Below are 19,680 nucleotides of genomic sequence, written 5' to 3' on the forward strand. Positions count from 1 at the left end.
ACTTTTACTCAATCAGCTTCAACAGCGGCGAAAAGCACAGCAAAATGCCATAAAACAGGATAAGCCATGTTTTTAGCCCGCGTAGTTTTTTCAGTTGTGAAACTTTAGAGATCAGGAAAAACGGAATCAGGCACGACACAATGCCATATAACGGGCTTCCTAACTGAAAGAACACCAGCACCGATACACGAAACGAAACCCAAATCGTCAACGTAATGACGATAAAAGCGCAAATTGCCAGAGTCAGCATACGCGAGTTAATTTTCTGGGTATCAATAATTCGGCTTAACAGATTGAGAATAATGCCTTTAATGGCCTCGTGGAAACCGAGGTAAATGCCAAAGAATGCGGTCAGTACGGCAAAGATATTCAGTACCGTAGAGGTGATATGAATGATATGCCCGGGGATCACCTGCGCGGCTAGTGCCAGTGCCGAGATATTTTGTTCAAAGGCAGAAACGGCTTCTTCGTGGCTAATTGAGAAGGTAAACGAAAAGGCAAAAAACAGGATCACCGCGATGAGCGTGATATAGCTAATCCGGTGGGTACGCAGCGCGAGCCGAGTTGCCAGTACTTTATCTGTTTCCCGTTTACGATAGGCAATATTCATCGGGTTAAGCACCTGAATAAATACCGCAGAGAAGAAACAAAATGGAATGGTGAGCAGGACGTCGCGGAAAAATACGGAGGCTTGTGGGAAGGCGGTTATATTGGCGAAATTCCAGTGCGGGATCATCGCAAAACCGAACACGACAATAATGCCGACTTTGACCACCACCATTGGCCCGGAGATCTTAAATAGCAACCTTTCACCACCAGACGCAATCGCTACCAGTACGGCGAAAATAGCGACTTTATAAAGTAGAGATTGTGAAAGATCGGCATCGGTTAAACCGAAGGTTTTCAGGTATGAGGCGCTGTCGAAAACCACGGAGAGAGAGTAGATAAAAATCCCGTGGATAATCATCAAAAAGTAGATAACCCCGAGGAAAATTCCCCAGTTTTTGCCCAGGTAATGACTGATAATATCTGTATAGTCATTACAGGAATCACTTTCTGAAAGTGTCTTTAAATAAATGTCCTGCACTATCCAGGTTGCCGGATAAGCAATGATTGCAGCGGTAATAAATACCCAAATCCCCTTCAGGCCAATTTGTACCGGCATCAGCACGGTTCCGGCACCAATCGCCATTCCTATACATAATAAAACCCAGCCGAAGTCGTAGCGCGTAAACGGCAATTTGTGATCGTGTAATGGTTGTGTGTTGTGCTGCATAAAGTCCTGTCCAGAAAGAAGTCAGCCTCGTAAAAATGAATAACCCCAGCTTCTCTTGCGCAACTGGTAGAGAAGTTGAATACGCAGTGTGTAACGAATGAGACAACAGATTCACTGGGGAGATTGCGAGGAGGCGCAATTCTACAAAATTGCGCATTTCACTACCAGTCTGGAGTCAGCTCGGATATGAACTGCAACTATTGCAAACAAAGAAATTAAGCTGGAAGGCATCACGCAATGAGGAAAATTGCCGGATGCTGACGATAAAAAGCAATCGTAAAATCAGCGGCAAGCCGGAAGGATTCCGGTGAGGCGCAATGTTGCGGGGGCTTTATCCCCGGCGGCATTGGTTGCTGGAGAGAGAAAACCCCCGCACGTTGCAGGTGTTCACCTGACAACATCACGGGGGCCATTCTTGAACCCAAACAACTCAAGGATAGCCGCGAAACGTTGTCATTACAACAGAGGCGGCTATATGACGCTCGCAGAGTTGAGCATGGCCTTCTGGCATGATTTAGCGGCTCCGGTCATTGCTGGCATTCTCGCCAGCCTGATCGTGAGCTGGCTGAATAAGCGGAAGTAATATGCAACGTGGGCGTCAGGCTGCCGTAATGGCAATTTGCGCCCGGACCAGGCCGCAGGGGTGAAACTCTGCGGCCTTTTTCGTAAGAAAAATGCAACGGTTGCAAGCCGGTCATATTCTGCGGAATGCGCAGCACAGAGTGAAGAAGTGACGGATTTCGAAGCAGAAAAACAGCTGTAGAATCAGCCGCAAGCCGGAAGATTCCGGTGAGGCGCAATGTTGCGGGGGCTTTATCCCTGGTGGCATTGGTTGCTGGAGAGAGAAAACCCCCGCACGTTGCAGGTATGCACCTGACAACATCACGGGGGCCATTCTTGCATCTAGACCATTCAAGAATAGCCGCGAAACGTTGTCATTACAACAGAGGCGGCTATATGACGCTCGCAGAGTTGGGCATGGCCTTCTGGCACGATTTAGCGGCTCCGGTCATTGCTGGCATTCTTGCCAGCCTGATCGTGAGCTGGCTGAACAAACGGAAGTAATATGTCATGCGGGCGTCAGGCTGCCGTAATGGCAATTTGCGCCCGGACCAGGCCGCAGGGGTGAAACCCTGCGGCCTTTTTCGTAAGAAAAATGTAACGGTTGCAAGCGAATAATATTCTGCGGAATGCGTAGCTCAGAGTGAAGAAGTGACGGATTCCGGAACAGAAAAACAATCGTAGAATCAGCGGCAAGCCGGAAGGATTCCGGTGAGGCGCAATGTTGCGGGGGCTTTATCCCCGGTGGCATTGGTTGCTGGAGAGAGAAAACCCCCGCACGTTGCAGGTGTGCACCTGACAACATCACGGGGGCTAATCTTGAACCTAGACCACTCAAGGATAGCCGCGAAACGTTGTCATTACAACAGAGGCGGCTATATGACGCTCGCAGAGTTGGGCATGGCCTTCTGGCACGATTTAGCGGCTCCGGTCATTGCTGGCATTCTCGCCAGCCTGATTGTGAGCTGGCTGAATAAGCGGAAGTAATATGTCATGCGGGCGTCAGGCTGCCGTAATGGCAATTTGCGCCCGGACCAGGCCGCAGGGGGAACTCTGCGGCCTTTTTCGTAAGAAAAATGTAACGGTTGCAAGCGGATAATATTCTGCGGAATGCGCAGCACAGAGTGAAGAAGTGACGGATTCCGGAACAGAAAAACAATCGTAGAATCAGCGGCAAGCCGGAAGGATTCCGGTGAGGCGCAATGTTGCGGGGGCTTTATCCCCGGCGGCATTGGTTGCTGGAAAGAGAAAACCCCCGCACGTTGCAGGTGTACACCTGACAACATCACGGGGGCCATTCTTGAAACTAGACGACTCAAGGATAGCCGCGAAACGTTGTCATTACAACAGAGGCGGCTATATGACGCTCGCAGAGTTGAGCATGGCCTTCTGGCATGATTTAGCGGCTCCGGTCATTGCTGGCATTCTCGCCAGTCTGATCGTGAGCTGGCTGAATAAGCGGAAGTAACGTGTCATGCGGGTGTCAGGCTGCCGTAATGGCAAGTTGCGCCCGGATCAGGCCGCAGGGGGGAACTCTGCGGCCTTTTTCGTAATTACTGCGGATAAGGCACCCAGTCGCCACCGTTCAGGCGAACATACGGTTTATTTTGATATTGAATGACCACCGCATTCGAGTTCTCGGAAACAGGCGCAGTCTGTGGTAATCCACTAGTGAGTTTTTTCCAGTCAACATTGTCTTCGGTGAAAATCTTGCCATCGAGAACGCGAACCACCAGATCAGAGATTGCCAGGAAGCTGCTTGGTTGGTCGATGACAATTGGCGCGCCCTGATGTGGTGTTTTCATACCGAAGAATTTCACGCCAACCGGTACATCAGTGATTGCCGGGCTGGGGATATCACGCAAACCAGAAACTTGCATTCTGTCACCTTTCAACGCGCCACCGTGTTCCGGTACTACGACGACCATCACTTTACGACCCGATTTCTCCAGTTCAGTAAAGAAGGCGTCCAGTTCATCAAAGAACTTCTGCGCTCGCGCTTTGTAATCCGCTGTTTTGCTGACGCCCGGATAATGGTTGCCGTCATGCAGTGGAAGCGTGTTGTAGAACGTGGCGCTACGGCTGTTTTTATCTTTTTCGGTAACGTCCAGCCAGCGGTTAAGCACGGCAGTATCGTCATAAACCGGCGAACCATCAAAGCCCAGCAAAATGACGGGAAGATTTGTTTGATCCATCAATTCGGTCTGCATACCGCCGTTTTCGCGAACTTCTTTCAGGAAGCCGCCAAACTGGCCGTTATGTCCCATCATCAGGTGCTGGGTAAAGCCCAGTTTTGACAAGTTATCGAACAGATAGCAGTCATTATTTGCTGGTTGATACAGATTGGTGTGCGATGGCTGACCGCAACTGGCGCGCAGCAGACGAATCGCCGCCGGACCGCTGTATGAGGTTGCAGAGTTGAAATTCTTGAACTCAATATCAAAATGCGACCACAACGGATGTGACATTAATCCGGCAGCTTCAATATCCGACCATGAAAGCGAACAGATATTAATCACCAGAAGCTCAAATGGCTGCGCATCCGCTGGCAGCGCGGATGGGAAGGTCGATTTACGTTTCGCCTCGGCGTTATAGAAATTATTCAGCCAGGCATTGAGGTTTGCGGTTGTCGGTGGTGCAGTTTGCGCTGGCATATCTCCAACTACTGGCGTGCCGTCGGTTGCCGCGACTGTTGCCGCAGCGTTACCGCCCGTCGTTGTTACCGTGGTGGTCGGTTGACCGGCTGGCCACAGGGAGAAACTTGGACCAGCCAGCGTAAGTACGTTCAGCCATACCAGAATGGCGACCACAAAAACGGTGATGCGAATCCATTGCGACAAGAATAACCAGGCCACTAACAAAACAAAGACAGCACCAATCATCTGCCAGTTAATAAAGCGCGTGACCAGATCGATTAAATAATCGGGACTAAAGCCTGCCACTTGTGACCCCTGGCTCATAATACTTTCCGGGCCAGGTAGCCAGGTATCATGCCAGAAGAGGGCAAAGCCGATTGGCAGGGCGATCCAGTGGCGCAGGCGATGCAGGCTGTAGCGCGGAATCGGCATCAGCAGGAACGCGGCAAATACCAGATTGAGTAGCGGATGGAAGTTAAGGTAGCCCGCCCACAACAGGCCGAACTTAACCAGAAAATAAAAGTTCCAGCCAGAAAGGCCGCGCCAGTATTGCCAGAGTGAAGAAGGCATAGCGGTATTTTGGGTAAATTGAGTCATTTTTTGGTAGCCCTGGCTTTTTCTGCACGGCGTAACGTACCGGCCGGTTTTACATAACGAGGTTTCGCAAATAACAAACGCAGGGTGTCACGAATGCGCCGTAGGGAATGGCGCGCCAGATAGCCCAGCGGGAAAAAAACAAGCGCACAAACGACAATGATTTCAATGATATCGCTGATGGTCATCATGATGAATGCTCCACAGGATCACTCAACAGTCGCAGCGGTTCCGGTATTCGTCGCCAGTTACGCCCATCATGCTCGGCATTGATTACCGGCATGGAGGCCTGAGTTAAAGGCAGTGGCACCCCCCATTGTTCCGGGGCAAGTAAACGCATTTGCACCAGTTCAGCGCTGATTTGGTCATCTTCAAACCAGACCATGCGGTTAGAGAAAATGTCGCCAGTAGGTAACGGGAAAATGTGATTCAACGCAGTATCCAGATCGTTGATCCTGCAGAATGAGAGGAACAGGACCAGTCGATTTCCACCAACGGTCATAATGTCGCCAGTGCGATTTGGACGGCACAGCGTCAGGGCTTGCTCAACGCGGATGCCCGGTACTGGGCGTAAAGCGACCAGCACGCCTTTACCATGAGCAGGCAACAACGTGTTATTCATCATGTTATTGACCGCCTCACAGAACACATCCCACTTTTGAAAACCGCGCAGCTTCAGCGGTTGGGTCATTGACAGCAAGGTCGAGATATCTTCCGGAACATAGCGGCTGAACTTCTGCCCTTGCACGCTTTCAATCATCGTCAGACAGCGGGAGAGCGGGGCGTTCCAGGGAATAACCATGTTAGCGCCACAGGCCAGTAGCAGGCGTTCATCCGTGGCGCGCAGGCTGGCGGTATTTTCCCGCACGAGGATCTTCATCGCACTACCACGCTGGCGACGCAGGGTATGAATGCTGCGGGCCAGTGGTTCAATTTGCCCATTTTGCTGTAAAGAGAAAACGACGGTTGCAGCCTGTGCAGTCCGGGCTTCATTGAACAGAGTTTCGTTGTTGTCGAACAGTTGCCAGTGTTCTGATAACGGGGGGGCGCCTTCCAGCACAGCAATATTGCTAAGAATGCGTTTTTCATCGCTGCGTGGTTGGATCTCCGCTTCTTCACGCTGAACTAACGTCCAGATACCCTCTTGCTGCTGAACGATGAGTTGCTGACGGGCGCTAACCCCTTTTTCGTTGCACCAGAAGGCGATATCCAGCAGATGTTGATCGCCCTGAAAACGCAAACTGGCAAGCCCAAAAAGTGAGCGGTATTCCTCCAGCAACAATGAAAATTGTTTATCGTTATTATTTCCTGGATTAATTACCAGCAGTGAGCAATGGTATAATCTGCTCCACTTGTTCATTTTATCCAGCCATGAACGAAGCCGCTCAGTTGGAATGTTTTGCCATGCATTATTGGCACAAACAAGAATGAAAAGATAATTTTCGGGATCAATAGAACATTGTAAATCACGGGGCAAATAGTATAGCCCCTTTTCATGATTTAGCATTGAAAATAATTTTATTTTTTCCGGTCCGTGAGAATCATCTAATTTGAAGGTTTTTTCGGGATCGTTATCCATGCTAATGACCGCGACTTTCGCGGTTTCAGCTTCAGAAGCCATCGTTTGATTCACAAGGCTGATAGCATCTTCTTGACGATCGACGTTAAACCACCAGACGCCGCCTGCTGGCATATGCCGCAACTCATCCCACAAAGATGAGATACCGATAGAGAATACAGGGTCCACAACGTCCCTCAAGTCACCATTTTGTCTGATTATCAGTTTACTAGCGAAAGCTAAGAAATAAACCTACCATTGAAATTAAAACTTATCAGATTTAGCATGTGAATCAATTTAGCAGGCTGGAAGCCTTATGATATCAGTCTTTTCGTTTTTTACTTTCGTTAGTTGCGTACATGAAAGTTAAAAAATGAACGGATTACGTATTGCCGTCTGGCATTATACGGGCAAAATTCTGTCGATTAGAATTGACTGATGCGTGGCGGGTATATTTTATCGAGATTAAGCATAATGAATAACAACGAACAGGATACTCTGCCTGATCCCGCGATAGGCTATATCTTTCAGAATGATATTTTGGCGTTAAAGCAGGCGTTTTCACTGCCTGATATCGATTATGCCGATATTTCTCAGCGTGAGCAGTTAGCAGCGGCGTTAAAACGCTGGCCATTGTTGGCTGAGTTTGCGCAACAGAAGTAGGGGAGTAGTGAATGGCCGTACTGGGATTACAGGGGGTGCGGGGAGGTGTGGGTACAACAACCATCACCGCCGCGTTGGCCTGGGCATTGCAAATGTTGGGAGAAAATGTCCTGGTGGTTGATGCCTGCCCGGACAATTTGTTGCGCTTGTCGTTCAACGTTGATTTTACCCATCGTCAGGGCTGGGCCAGAGCCATGCTGGATGGTCAGGACTGGCGAGATGCCGGGATGCGCTATACCTCGCAGCTCGATCTGCTGCCTTTTGGTCAGTTAACCATTGAAGAGCAAGAGAATCCCCAGCACTGGCAAACTCAGTTGAGTGCAATTTGCGAAGGCTTGCAGCAGCTGCAGGCCAGTGGGCGTTATCAATGGATTTTGATCGACTTACCGCGCGACGCCTCGCAGATAACGCATCAAATCCTAAGCCTGTGCGATCACTCGCTGGCAATCGTTAAAGTGGATGCTAACTGCCATATTCGGCTGCATCAGCAAGCACTGCCTGCTGGCGCGCATATATTGATTAATGATTTCCGCATTGGCAGCCAGGTTCAGGAAGATATTTACCAGTTGTGGTTGCAAAGCCAGCGCCGGTTACTGCCAATGTTGATTCATCGCGATGAAGCAATGGCTGAATGCCTGGCGGCGAAACAGCCGTTAGGTGAATACCGCAGTGATGCGCTGGCGGCGGAGGAAGTTCTGACGCTGGCAAACTGGTGCCTGTTGAACTATTCCGGTCTGAAAAAGCCAGTCGGGAGCGCGTCATGAGTATCTTGACCCGGTGGTTGCTTATCCCGCCGGTCAACGCGCGTCTTATCGGGCGTTATCGGGATTATCGTCGTCACGGCGCATCGGCTTTCAGCGCGACGCTTGGCTGTTTTTGGCTAATCCTGGCCTGGGTGTTCATTCCGCTTGAACACCCGCGCTGGCAGCGTATTCGCGCAGAACATAAAAATCTTTACCCACATATCAACGCTTCGCGTCCGCGCCCGTTGGATCCGGTCCGCTATGTCATTCAGACTTGCTGGTTGTTGATCGGCGCTTCACGCAGAGAGACGCCAAAACCACGCTGGCGGGCATTTTCTGGCTTGCAGAATATCCGTGGGCGTTACCATCAATGGATGGACAAACTGCCAGAGCGTGTCAGCCAGAACACGCAACATCTTGATGAGAAAAAAGAACTGGGCCATCTGAGCGCCGGAGCACGGCGTTTTATTCTTGGCGTCATTGTGACTTTCTCGCTGATTCTGGCGCTAATTTGCGTCACTCAGCCTTTTAACCCGTTGTCGCAATTTATCTTCCTGATGTTGCTGTGGGGCGTGGCGCTAATGGTGCGGCGTATGCCAGGGCGCTTCTCGGCGTTGATGTTGATTGTGCTGTCGCTGACTGTCTCGTGTCGCTATATCTGGTGGCGATATACCTCGACGTTGAACTGGGATGATCCGGTCAGCCTGGTATGTGGCTTAATCCTGCTATTTGCGGAAACTTATGCGTGGATTGTGCTGGTGCTCGGCTACTTCCAGGTGGTATGGCCACTGAATCGTCAGCCAGTACCGCTGCCGAAAGACATGTCGCAATGGCCGTCGGTGGATATCTTTGTACCGACCTACAACGAAGATCTCAGCGTGGTGAAAAACACCATTTATGCTTCGCTGGGTATCGACTGGCCGAAAGACAAACTCAACATCTGGATCCTTGATGACGGCGGCAGGGAAGAGTTTCGCCAGTTTGCGCAAAACGTTGGGGTGAAATATATCGCCCGAACGACGCATGAACATGCGAAAGCAGGCAACATCAATAATGCACTGAAATATGCCAAAGGCGAGTTCGTGTCGATTTTCGACTGCGACCACGTTCCCACACGCTCGTTCCTGCAAATGACCATGGGCTGGTTCCTGAAAGAAAAGCAGTTGGCGATGATGCAGACGCCTCACCACTTCTTCTCACCAGATCCGTTCGAACGCAACCTGGGGCGTTTTCGTAAAACGCCGAACGAAGGCACGCTGTTCTACGGTCTGGTGCAGGACGGTAATGACATGTGGGATGCCACTTTCTTCTGCGGTTCCTGTGCGGTGATTCGTCGTAAGCCGTTGGACGAGATTGGCGGCATCGCGGTCGAAACCGTGACTGAAGATGCGCATACTTCTCTGCGTTTACACCGTCGTGGCTACACTTCCGCTTATATGCGTATTCCCCAGGCGGCGGGGCTGGCGACTGAAAGCCTTTCGGCGCACATTGGGCAGCGTATCCGTTGGGCGCGCGGGATGGTGCAAATCTTCCGTCTTGATAACCCGCTTACCGGTAAAGGGCTGAAATTCGCCCAACGGCTGTGCTACGTCAACGCTATGTTCCACTTCTTGTCGGGGATTCCACGGCTGATCTTCCTGACCGCGCCGCTGGCGTTTCTGCTGCTGCACGCCTACATCATTTATGCGCCTGCGTTGATGATCGCCCTGTTTGTGCTGCCGCATATGATTCACGCCAGCCTGACCAACTCGAAGATTCAGGGTAAATATCGCCACTCCTTCTGGAGCGAAATCTACGAGACGGTGCTCGCCTGGTATATCGCCCCGCCGACGCTGGTGGCGCTGATTAACCCGCACAAAGGCAAATTTAACGTCACCGCCAAAGGTGGTCTGGTGGAGGAAGAATACGTCGACTGGGTGATCTCGCGACCGTACATCTTCCTCGTATTACTCAACCTGGTCGGTGTTGCTGTCGGCATCTGGCGTTACTTCTATGGCCCGCCGACTGAAATGCTCACCGTGGTCGTTAGTATGGTTTGGGTGTTCTACAACCTGATTATTCTCGGCGGCGCAGTAGCGGTATCGGTAGAAAGCAAGCAGGTACGTCGTTCACACCGTGTTGAGATGACCATGCCAGCGGCGATTGCCCGGGAAGATGGGCATCTTTTCTCCTGCACCGTTCAGGACTTCTCTGACGGCGGCCTGGGGATCAAGATCAACGGTCAGGCGCAGATTCTGGAAGGACAGAAAGTGAATCTGCTGCTCAAACGCGGTCAGCAAGAGTATGCCTTCCCGACTCAGGTTGCGCGCGTGATGGGTAACGAAGTGGGGCTGCAATTGATGCCGCTCACTACCCAGCAACATATCGATTTTGTGCAGTGTACGTTTGCCCGTGCGGATACATGGGCGCTCTGGCAGGACAGCTACCCGGAAGATAAGCCGCTGGAAAGTCTGCTGGATATTCTGAAGCTCGGCTTCCGTGGCTACCGCCATCTGGCGGAGTTTGCGCCTTCTTCGGTGAAGGGCATTTTCCGTGTGCTGACTTCTCTGGTTTCCTGGGTTGTTTCGTTCATTCCGCGTCGCCCGGAGCGGAGCGAAACGGTACAACCATCGGATCAGGCTTTGGCTCAACAATGATGATAACGCGATGAAAAGAAAACTATTCTGGATTTGTGCAGTGGCTATGGGGATGAGTGCGTTCCCCTCTTTCATGACGCAGGCGACACCGACGACGCAACCACTGATCAATGCTGAGCCAGCTGTACCCGCCCAGGCGGAGCAAAATCCGCGGGTCGGACAGGTGATGCCAGGCGTGCAGGGCGCGGATGCGCCAGTCGTGGCGCAGAACGGTCCTTCGCGCGATGTGAAGCTGACCTTTGCGCAAATCGCGCCGCCGCCGGGCAGCATGGTACTGCGTGGCATTAACCCGAACGGCAGCATAGAGTTTGGTATGCGCAGTGATGAAGTGGTGACGAAGGCGATGCTTAACCTTGAATATACGCCGTCGCCATCACTGCTGCCGATACAGTCACAGTTGAAAGTCTATCTGAACGATGAGTTGATGGGCGTGCTGCCAGTGACCAAAGAGCAGTTGGGTAAAAAGACGTTGGCGCAAATGCCGATTAATCCGCTGTTTATCACCGACTTCAACCGCGTGCGGCTGGAGTTTGTTGGTCATTATCAGGATGTCTGTGAAAACCCGGCCAGCACAACGCTCTGGCTGGATGTTGGACGCAGTAGCGGACTGGATCTGACATATCAATCACTGAATGTGAAAAATGATCTGTCGCACTTCCCGATTCCGTTTTTCGACCCGAGGGATAACCGAGCCAATACGTTGCCGATAGTTTTTGCTGGTGCGCCGGATGTTGGTCTGCAACAGGCTTCGGCGATTGTTGCGTCGTGGTTTGGTTCTCGTTCTGGCTGGCGCGGACAGAACTTCCCGGTACTCTATAATCAGCTTCCGGACCGCAATGCGATTGTCTTTGCGACCAATGACAAGCGACCGGACTTCCTGCGCGATCATCCGGCAGTAAAAGCCCCGGTGATTGAGATGATCAACCATCCGGAGAATCCTTACGTCAAACTGCTGGTGGTGTTTGGTCGTGACGACAAAGACCTGTTGCAGGCAGCGAAAGGTATCGCTCAGGGTAACATTCTGTTCCGTGGTGAAAGCGTGGTAGTGAATGAAGTGAAACCGCTGCTACCGCGTAAACCGTACGATGCGCCAAACTGGGTGCGAACCGATCGTCCGGTCACCTTTGGTGAGCTGAAAACCTATGAAGAACAGTTACAGTCCAGCGGGCTTGAGCCGGCAGCGATTAATATCTCGCTGAACTTGCCGCCAGATCTCTACCTGATGCGCAGCACCGGTATCGATATGGATATCAACTATCGCTACACCATGCCGCCGGTGAAAGACAGCTCGCGGATGGATATCAGCCTGAACAACCAGTTCCTGCAATCTTTCAACCTGAGCAGTAAACAGGAGGCGAACCGCCTGCTGCTGCGGATCCCGGTGTTGCAAGGTTTGCTGGATGGTAAAACTGATGTCTCCATTCCGGCGCTGAAACTGGGGGCGACCAACCAGTTGCGTTTCGATTTTGAGTATATGAACCCAATGCCGGGCGGTTCGGTGGATAACTGCATTACCTTCCAGCCGGTGCAGAATCACGTCGTGATTGGCGATGACTCAACTATTGATTTCTCAAAGTATTACCACTTCATCCCGATGCCGGATCTGCGCGCGTTTGCTAATGCGGGCTTCCCGTTCAGCCGGATGGCGGATTTGTCGCAAACCATTACCGTGATGCCAAAAACACCAAACGAAGCACAGATGGAAACACTGCTTAATACCGTGGGCTTTATTGGTGCACAGACGGGCTTCCCGGCGATCAACCTGACGGTGACCGATGATGGCAGCACCATTCAGGGGAAAGACGCCGATATCATGATAATTGGCGGTATCCCGGACAAGTTAAAAGATGACAAGCAGATCGATTTGCTGGTGCAGGCTACCGAAAGTTGGGTGAAAACGCCGATGCGCCAGACTCCGTTCCCCGGCATTGTACCTGACGAAAACGACCGCGCAGCAGAAACTCAGTCCACGCTGACCTCTTCCGGTGCGATGGCGGCGGTGATTGGCTTCCAGTCACCGTATAACGACCAGCGCAGTGTGATTGCGTTACTGGCGGATAGTCCACGCGGTTACGAGATGCTCAACGATGCGGTGAACGACAGCGGTAAACGCGCCACTATGTTTGGTTCCGTAGCGGTGATTCGCGAGTCCGGTGTTAACAGCCTGCGCGTTGGCGACGTCTATTACGTCGGTCATCTGCCGTGGTTTGAACGTTTATGGTACGCACTGGCGAACCATCCGATTCTGCTGGCGATACTGGCGGCAATCAGCGTGGTGCTGCTGGCCTGGGTACTGTGGCGTCTGCTGCGCATCATCAGCCGTCGTCGTCTTAATCCGGATAATGAGTAATCGATGATGAAAGTTTTGCGTAGTGGGATCGTGACGATGCTGCTGTTGGCTGCCTTCAGTGTTCAGGCAGCTTGCAACTGGCCTGCCTGGGAGCAGTTCAAAAAGGATTACATCAGTCAGGAAGGGCGCGTCATTGACCCCAGTGACGCACGCAAAATTACCACCTCTGAAGGGCAAAGCTACGGCATGTTCTTTGCCCTGGCGGCTAATGATCGTGCGACATTTGACAACCTACTTGACTGGACCCAGAACAATCTTGCTCAGGGGGCCTTAAACGAACATTTGCCTGCCTGGCTGTGGGGCAAAAAAGAGAACAGTAAGTGGGAAGTGCTGGACAGCAATTCGGCCTCTGATGGTGATATCTGGATGGCCTGGTCGTTGCTTGAGGCGGGGCGATTGTGGAAAGAGCAACGTTATACCGACATCGGCAGCGCATTGTTAAAACGCATTGCGCAAGAGGAAGTGGTGACGGTGCCGGGGCTGGGTTCGATGCTGTTACCGGGAAAAGTCGGCTTTGCCGAGAATAACTCCTGGCGTTTGAACCCGAGTTATCTACCACCGATGCTGGCACAGTATTTCACCCGCTTTGGCGCGCCCTGGACTACGTTGCGCGAAACGAATCAACGTTTGCTGCTGGAAACTGCACCGAAAGGTTTTTCGCCTGACTGGGTGCGTTATGAAAAAGATAAAGGCTGGCAGCTGAAAGCTGAAAAAACGCTGATCAGCAGCTATGACGCCATTCGCGTTTATATGTGGGTCGGCATGATGCCAGATACTGATCCGCAAAAAGCACGGCTGTTAGCGCGTTTTAAACCGATGGCGACATTTACTGAGAAGAACGGCTATCCGCCGGAGAAAGTTGATGTCGCTACGGGTAAAGCGCAGGGGCAAGGGCCGGTAGGTTTTTCTGCGGCTATGTTGCCGTTTCTTCAGGACCGTGACGCGCAGGCTGTACAGCGCCAGCGTGTGGCAGATAACTTTCCTGGCAGCGATGCCTATTACAATTATGTGCTGACCCTGTTCGGACAAGGCTGGGATCAACACCGTTTCCGCTTCTCGACAAAAGGTGAGTTATTGCCTGACTGGGGCCAGGAATGCGCAAATTCACACTAAACATCCTCACACTTTCCCTCGGTCTGGCTGTGATGCCGATGGTCGAGGCGGCGCCAACCGCCCAGCAACAGTTACTGGAGCAGGTACGAGTTGGCGAAGCGACTCACCGCGAAGACCTGGTGCAGCAGTCGCTGTATCGTCTGGAACTTATTGATCCGAATAACCCGGACGTCGTTGCTGCCCGTTTTCGCTCTCTGTTACGGCAGGGTGATGTTGATGGGGCGCAAAAACAACTCGACCGATTGTCGCAATTAGCGCCGAGTTCAAACGCTTACAAATCGTCGCAGACCACGATGTTACTTTCCACGCCGGATGGTCGCCAGGCACTGCAACAGGCACGATTGCAGGCCACCACCGGGCATGCGGAAGAAGCCGTGGCAGGTTACAACAAACTGTTCAACGGGGCGCCGCCGGAAGGTGACATTGCCGTCGAGTACTGGAGTACCGTGGCGAAAATTCCGGCTCGCCGTGGCGAAGCGATTAATCAGCTAAAACGCATCAATGCGGATACGCCGGGCAACACGGGCCTGCAAAACAATCTGGCGCTATTGCTGTTTAGCAGCGATCGCCGTGACGAAGGTTTTGCGGTGCTGGAGCAGATGGCGAAATCTAACGCCGGTCGTGATGGTGCCTCTAAAATCTGGTACGGGCAGATTAAAGACATGCCTGTCAGCGATGCCAGCGTGCAGGCGCTGAAAAAATATCTCTCAATATTTAGCGATGGCGACAACGTGGCTGCTGCACAATCGCAACTGGCAGAACAACAAAAACAACTGGCCGATCCTGCTTTCCGCGCTCGTGCGCAAGGTTTAGCGGCGGTGGATTCAGGCATGGCGGGTAAAGCTATCCCCGAGTTGCAACTGGCGGTGCGTGCTAACCCGAAAGACAGTGAAGCGCTGGGGGCGCTGGGCCAGGCGTATTCCCAGAAAGGCGATCGTGCCAATGCGGTGGTGAATCTGGAGAAAGCCCTCGCGCTGGACCCGCACAGCAGCAACAACGACAAATGGAACAGCCTGCTGAAAGTGAACCGTTATTGGCTGGCGATCCAACAGGGCGATGCCGCGCTTAAAGCAAACAATCCTGATCAAGCGGAACGGTTATTCCAGCAGGCGCGCAATGTAGATAATACTGACAGCTATGCGGTGCTGGGGCTGGGCGATGTGGCGATGGCGCGCAAAGATTACCCCGCCGCCGAACGTTATTATCAGCAGACGCTACGGATGGACAGCGGCAACACCAACGCCGTGCGCGGTCTGGCGAATCTTTATCGCCAGCAATCGCCGGAAAAGGCTGAAGCATTTATTGCCTCGCTCTCTGCCAGCCAGCGGCGCAGCGTTGATGACATCGAACGCAGTCTGCAAAACGACCGTTTGTCACAGCAGGCCGAAGCGCTGGAAAAACAGGGCAAATGGGCGCAGGCAGCAGCACTTCAGCGCCAGCGACTGGCACTGGACCCCGGCAGTGTGTGGATTACTTACCGACTTTCGCAGGATCTCTGGCAGGCCGGACAACGCAGCCAGGCAGATACTCTGATGCGCAATCTGGCGCAGCAGAAGCCGAACGACCCGGAGCAGGTTTACGCCTACGGGCTGTATCTCTCCGGTCATGATCAGGACCGGGCGGCACTGGCGCATATCAACAGCCTGCCGCGCGCGCAGTGGAACAGCAATATTCATGAACTGGTGAACCGGCTGCAAAGCGATCAGGTGCTGGAAACAGCCAATCGCCTGCGTGAAAGCAGCAAAGAAGCCGAAGCGGAAGCGATGCTGCGTCAGCAACCACCTTCCACACGCATTGATCTCACCCTGGCCGACTGGGCGCAGCAACGGCGCGATTACACCGCCGCCCGCGCGGCTTATCAGAACGTTTTGACGCGCGAGCCAACTAACGCCGACGCCATCCTGGGTCTGACGGAAGTGGATATCGCTGCCGGTGACAACGCGGCGGCACGTAGCCAGCTGGCGAAACTGCCCGCCACCGATAACGCCTCTCTGAACACTCAGCGGCGCGTGGCGCTGGCGCAGGCGCAGCTTGGCGATACCGCAGCGGCGCAGCAGACATTTAACAAGCTGATCCCGCAGGCAAAATCTCAGCCGCCGTCGATGGAAAGCGCGATGGTACTGCGCGATGGTGCGAAGTTTGAAGCACAGGCGGGCGATCCAAAGCAGGCGCTGGAAACCTACAAAGACGCGATGGTCGCATCCGGTGTGACCACGACGCGTCCGCAGGATAACGACACCTTTACCCGACTGACCCGCAACGACGAGAAAGATGACTGGCTGAAACGCGGCGTACGTAGCGATGCGGCGGACCTCTATCGTCAGCAGGATCTTAACGTCACCCTGGAGCACGATTACTGGGGATCGAGCGGCACTGGCGGATACTCCGATCTGAAAGCGCACACCACCATGTTGCAGGTAGATGCGCCATATGCGGACGGGCGAATGTTCTTCCGCAGCGATTTCGTCAATATGAATGTCGGCAGTTTTTCCGCCGATGCTGAGGGCAAATGGGATAACAACTGGGGTACCTGTACGTTGCAGGACTGTAGTGGTAATCGCAGCCAGTCGGATTCTGGCGCAAGCGTGGCAGTCGGCTGGCGAAATGACGTCTGGAGTTGGGATATTGGCACCACGCCGATGGGCTTCAACGTCGTGGACGTAGTCGGCGGCGTCAGTTACAGCGATGATATCGGGCCGCTTGGTTACACCGTTAACGCCCATCGCCGACCTATTTCCAGTTCATTACTTGCCTTCGGCGGACAGAAAGACTCTCCGAGCAATACCGGGAAAAAATGGGGCGGCGTACGTGCCGATGGTGTGGGGTTAAGTCTGAGCTATGATAAAGGCGAGGCAAACGGCGTCTGGGCATCACTTAGCGGTGACCAGTTAACCGGCAAAAATGTCGAAGATAACTGGCGCGTGCGCTGGATGACGGGCTATTACTATAAAGTCATCAACCAGAATAATCGTCGCGTCACTATCGGCCTGAACAACATGATCTGGCATTACGACAAAGACCTGAGTGGGTACTCACTTGGGCAGGGCGGCTACTACAGCCCGCAGGAGTATCTGTCGTTTGCCGTACCGGTGATGTGGCGTGAGCGCACGGAAAACTGGTCATGGGAGCTGGGGGCGTCTGGCTCATGGTCGCACTCGCGCACTAAAACCATGCCGCGTTATCCGCTGATGAACCTGATTCCGAATGACTGGAAAGACGACGCCGCTGACCAGACCAATGGTGGCGGTAGCAGCCAGGGCTTTGGCTATACGGCGCGAGCGTTACTTGAACGACGCGTCACATCCAACTGGTTTGTCGGCACGGCGATTGATATCCAACAGGCGAAAGATTATGCGCCAAGCCATTTCCTGCTCTACGTACGGTATTCTGCCGCCGGATGGCAGGGCGATATGGATTTACCGCCACAGCCGCTGATACCTTACGCCGACTGGTAAGTTTTCAGATAGCGCCTCTCTTAATGCCGCTGCGATCGGGTATACTCGGGCGGCAGTCTGGGATTTCCGGGGGAGAGATAATTTGCGCGTTAGTCGTTCGTTAACAATCAAGCAGATGGCAATGGTGGCGGCCGTTGTCCTGGTGTTTGTCTTTGTTTTTTGCACCGTTTTGCTGTTCCACCTGGTACAGCAGAATCGCTATAACACGGCTACGCAACTGGAAAGCATTGCTCGTTCTGTCCGCGAACCCTTGTCCTCAGCCATCCTCAAAGGGGATATTCCCCAGGCGGAGGCCATTCTCTCCAGCATCAAACCTGCGGGCGTGGTCAGCCGCGCAGATGTGGTGCTGCCTAACCAGTTCCAGGCGCTGCGTAAAAGTTTTATTCCTGAACGCCCGGTGCCGGTAATGGTTACCCGACTGCTCGAACTACCGGTGCAAATCTCGCTGGGCGTCTACTCGCTGGAGCGCCCGGCAAACCCACAACCGATTGCCTATCTGGTGTTACAGGCGGATTCCTTCCGCATGTATAAGTTCGTGATGAGTACGCTCTCAACGTTAGTGACCATTTACTTACTTTTGTCGCTCATCCTGACAGTGGCGATTAGCTGGTGTATTAACCGACTGATATTACATCCTTTACGCAATATTGCTCGTGAGCTGAACGCCATTCCACCGCAAGAGATTATCGGCCATCAGCTGGCGCTACCGCGTCTGCATCAGGACGATGAAATAGGCATGCTGGTGCGCAGTTATAACCTTAACCAGCAACTGTTGCAGCGCCATTATGAAGAGCAGATCGAAAACGCGATGCGCTTCCCGGTGTCGGACTTGCCAAACAAAGCCCTGCTGATGGAGATGCTGGAACAGGTGGTGACGCGTAAACAGACGACTGCGCTGATGATTATCACCTGCGAAACCCTGCGCGACACCGCCGGTGTGCTGAAAGAGGCGCAGCGGGAAATCCTGCTACTTACGCTGGTGGAAAAACTCAAGTCGGTGCTGTCGCCGCGCATGGTTCTCGCGCAGGTCAGTGGCTATGACTTCGCTGTTATCGCCAACGGTGTGCAGGAACCGTGGCACGCGATTACTTTAGGTCAGCAAGTACTCACTATCATGAGTGAGCGTTTGCCGATTGATCGCATTCAACTGCGCCCACACTGTAACATCGGCGTGGCGATGTTCTATGGCGATATCACCGCCGAACAACTTTATGGTCGTGCTATTTCTGCGGCGTTTACCGCGCGTCATAAAGGGAAGAATCAGATTCAGTTCTATGATCCGCAGCAGATGGAAGCCGCTCAACAGCGACTGACGGAAGAGAGCGATATCCTTAATGCGCTTGAAAATCATCAATTTGCGATTTGGCTACAACCACAAGTTGAGATGACCAGCGGCAAGTTAGTCAGCGCGGAAGTGTTATTGCGTATCCAGCAACCGGATGGGAGTTGGGACCTACCGGATGGGTTAATTGATCGTATTGAGTCTTGTGGACTGATGGTTACCGTCGGTCACTGGGTGCTGGAAGAGTCATGCCGACTGCTTGCCGCCTGGCAGGAGCGCGGCATTATGCTGCCATTATCGGTGAACATCTCAGCTCTGCAACTGATGCACCCGAATATGGTGGCGGATATGCTGGAACTGCTAACGCGCTATCGTGTTCAGCCAGGAACGCTGATTCTGGAAGTGACAGAAAGCCGACGCATTGATGACCCTCACGCGGCGGTGGCAATCCTTCGTCCGCTGCGCAACGCCGGAGTACAGGTGGCGCTGGATGATTTCGGTATGGGCTATTCAGGGTTGCGTCAGTTGCAGCATATGAAATCTCTCCCGGTGGACGTTTTGAAAATCGACAAAATGTTCATTGATGGTTTGCCGGAAGATAGCAGCATGATTGCCGCGATTATCATGTTGGCGAAAAGCCTGAATCTGCAAATCATTGCTGAAGGCGTGGAGACAGAAGCACAACGTGACTGGTTGGCAAAGGCGGGCGTTGGAATTGCCCAGGGCTTCCTTTTTGCACGTCCACTTCCCATTGAAATCTTCGAAGAGAGTTACCTGGAAGAAAAGTAGCTACCCCAAACTGATTACAAAACT

General features: G+C 52.8%; 15 protein-coding genes. 11 read left to right on the forward strand and 4 right to left on the reverse strand.

What is annotated here, in order from left to right:
• Positions 1-4: 4 nt before the first annotated feature.
• A complete protein-coding gene (locus D9741_RS04160) occupies positions 5-1,276 on the reverse strand; it encodes an amino acid permease (protein ID WP_130210096.1) in 1,272 nt (423 codons plus the stop codon).
• A gap of 475 nt (positions 1,277-1,751) precedes the next feature.
• Here D9741_RS04160 and D9741_RS23455 point away from each other — a divergent pair, with 475 nt between their 5' ends.
• From D9741_RS23455 to D9741_RS23460, 4 genes are all read left to right on the forward strand, one after another.
• Positions 1,752-1,859, forward strand: a complete 108-nt coding sequence (locus D9741_RS23455) for a type I toxin-antitoxin system toxin Ldr family protein (RefSeq protein ID WP_074399497.1) — start codon at positions 1,752-1,754, stop codon at positions 1,857-1,859.
• Positions 1,860-2,233: 374 nt separating this feature from the next.
• On the forward strand, positions 2,234-2,341 hold the full coding sequence (locus tag D9741_RS04175) for a type I toxin-antitoxin system toxin Ldr family protein (protein WP_002431793.1): 108 nt from the start codon (positions 2,234-2,236) through the stop codon (positions 2,339-2,341).
• A 375-nt stretch (positions 2,342-2,716) separates the two neighbouring features.
• Positions 2,717-2,824, forward strand: coding sequence for a type I toxin-antitoxin system toxin Ldr family protein (locus tag D9741_RS04185; RefSeq protein WP_002431793.1), 108 nt, complete (start codon positions 2,717-2,719; stop codon positions 2,822-2,824).
• Between the two features lie 373 nt (positions 2,825-3,197).
• Positions 3,198-3,305, forward strand: a complete 108-nt coding sequence (locus D9741_RS23460) for a type I toxin-antitoxin system toxin Ldr family protein (RefSeq protein WP_074399497.1) — start codon at positions 3,198-3,200, stop codon at positions 3,303-3,305.
• Between the two features lie 85 nt (positions 3,306-3,390).
• On the opposite strand, the gene bcsG is transcribed toward D9741_RS23460, so the two are convergent.
• Genes bcsG through bcsE form a run of 3 tightly spaced genes read right to left on the reverse strand, consistent with a single transcriptional unit; the run spans position 3,391 to position 6,826 of the window.
• Positions 3,391-5,070: a cellulose biosynthesis protein BcsG gene (gene bcsG, locus D9741_RS04195; RefSeq protein WP_130216284.1), complete on the reverse strand. Its 1,680-nt coding sequence runs from the start codon at positions 5,068-5,070 to the stop codon at positions 3,391-3,393.
• Positions 5,067-5,258, reverse strand: a complete 192-nt coding sequence (bcsF, locus tag D9741_RS04200; protein ID WP_130216286.1) for a cellulose biosynthesis protein BcsF — start codon at positions 5,256-5,258, stop codon at positions 5,067-5,069. The genes bcsG and bcsF overlap by 4 nt, the downstream gene beginning before the upstream one ends.
• Positions 5,255-6,826 carry a cellulose biosynthesis c-di-GMP-binding protein BcsE gene (bcsE, locus tag D9741_RS04205; protein ID WP_130216288.1) on the reverse strand — a complete coding sequence of 524 codons (1,572 nt, stop codon included), beginning with the start codon at positions 6,824-6,826 and terminating at the stop codon, positions 5,255-5,257. The genes bcsF and bcsE overlap by 4 nt, the downstream gene beginning before the upstream one ends.
• A 273-nt stretch (positions 6,827-7,099) precedes the next feature.
• Between bcsE and bcsR the strand changes: the two genes are divergently transcribed.
• The 7 genes from bcsR to hmsP all read left to right on the forward strand — a co-directional run bounded on the left by bcsR (position 7,100) and on the right by hmsP (position 19,656).
• Positions 7,100-7,288 (forward strand): cellulose biosynthesis protein BcsR, encoded by a 189-nt coding sequence (bcsR, locus tag D9741_RS04210; protein WP_064527810.1) that lies wholly within the window; start codon positions 7,100-7,102, stop codon positions 7,286-7,288.
• Positions 7,289-7,299: 11 nt separating this feature from the next.
• Positions 7,300-8,052, forward strand: coding sequence for a cellulose biosynthesis protein BcsQ (gene bcsQ, locus D9741_RS04215; RefSeq protein ID WP_130216290.1), 753 nt, complete (start codon positions 7,300-7,302; stop codon positions 8,050-8,052).
• Positions 8,049-10,667, forward strand: coding sequence for a UDP-forming cellulose synthase catalytic subunit (bcsA, locus tag D9741_RS04220; protein ID WP_130210108.1), 2,619 nt, complete (start codon positions 8,049-8,051; stop codon positions 10,665-10,667). Before bcsQ ends, bcsA begins: the two co-directional genes overlap by 4 nt.
• A 10-nt stretch (positions 10,668-10,677) precedes the next feature.
• Positions 10,678-13,017, forward strand: coding sequence for a cellulose biosynthesis cyclic di-GMP-binding regulatory protein BcsB (gene bcsB, locus D9741_RS04225; RefSeq protein WP_130216292.1), 2,340 nt, complete (start codon positions 10,678-10,680; stop codon positions 13,015-13,017).
• Positions 13,018-13,023: 6 nt separating this feature from the next.
• The gene (gene bcsZ / locus D9741_RS04230; RefSeq protein ID WP_130216318.1) at positions 13,024-14,130 is read left to right on the forward strand and encodes a cellulose synthase complex periplasmic endoglucanase BcsZ; all 1,107 of its coding nucleotides are present in this window, start codon (positions 13,024-13,026) and stop codon (positions 14,128-14,130) included.
• Positions 14,112-17,585 (forward strand): cellulose synthase complex outer membrane protein BcsC, encoded by a 3,474-nt coding sequence (gene bcsC / locus D9741_RS04235; protein WP_130216294.1) that lies wholly within the window; start codon positions 14,112-14,114, stop codon positions 17,583-17,585. The genes bcsZ and bcsC overlap by 19 nt, the downstream gene beginning before the upstream one ends.
• Before the next feature lie 82 nt (positions 17,586-17,667).
• Positions 17,668-19,656 carry a biofilm formation regulator HmsP gene (gene hmsP, locus D9741_RS04240; RefSeq protein ID WP_130210114.1) on the forward strand — a complete coding sequence of 663 codons (1,989 nt, stop codon included), beginning with the start codon at positions 17,668-17,670 and terminating at the stop codon, positions 19,654-19,656.
• Positions 19,657-19,680: the final 24 nt, after the last annotated feature.

It is taken from the genome of Escherichia sp. E14V7, assembly GCF_004212225.1.
Classification (GTDB): domain Bacteria; phylum Pseudomonadota; class Gammaproteobacteria; order Enterobacterales; family Enterobacteriaceae; genus Escherichia.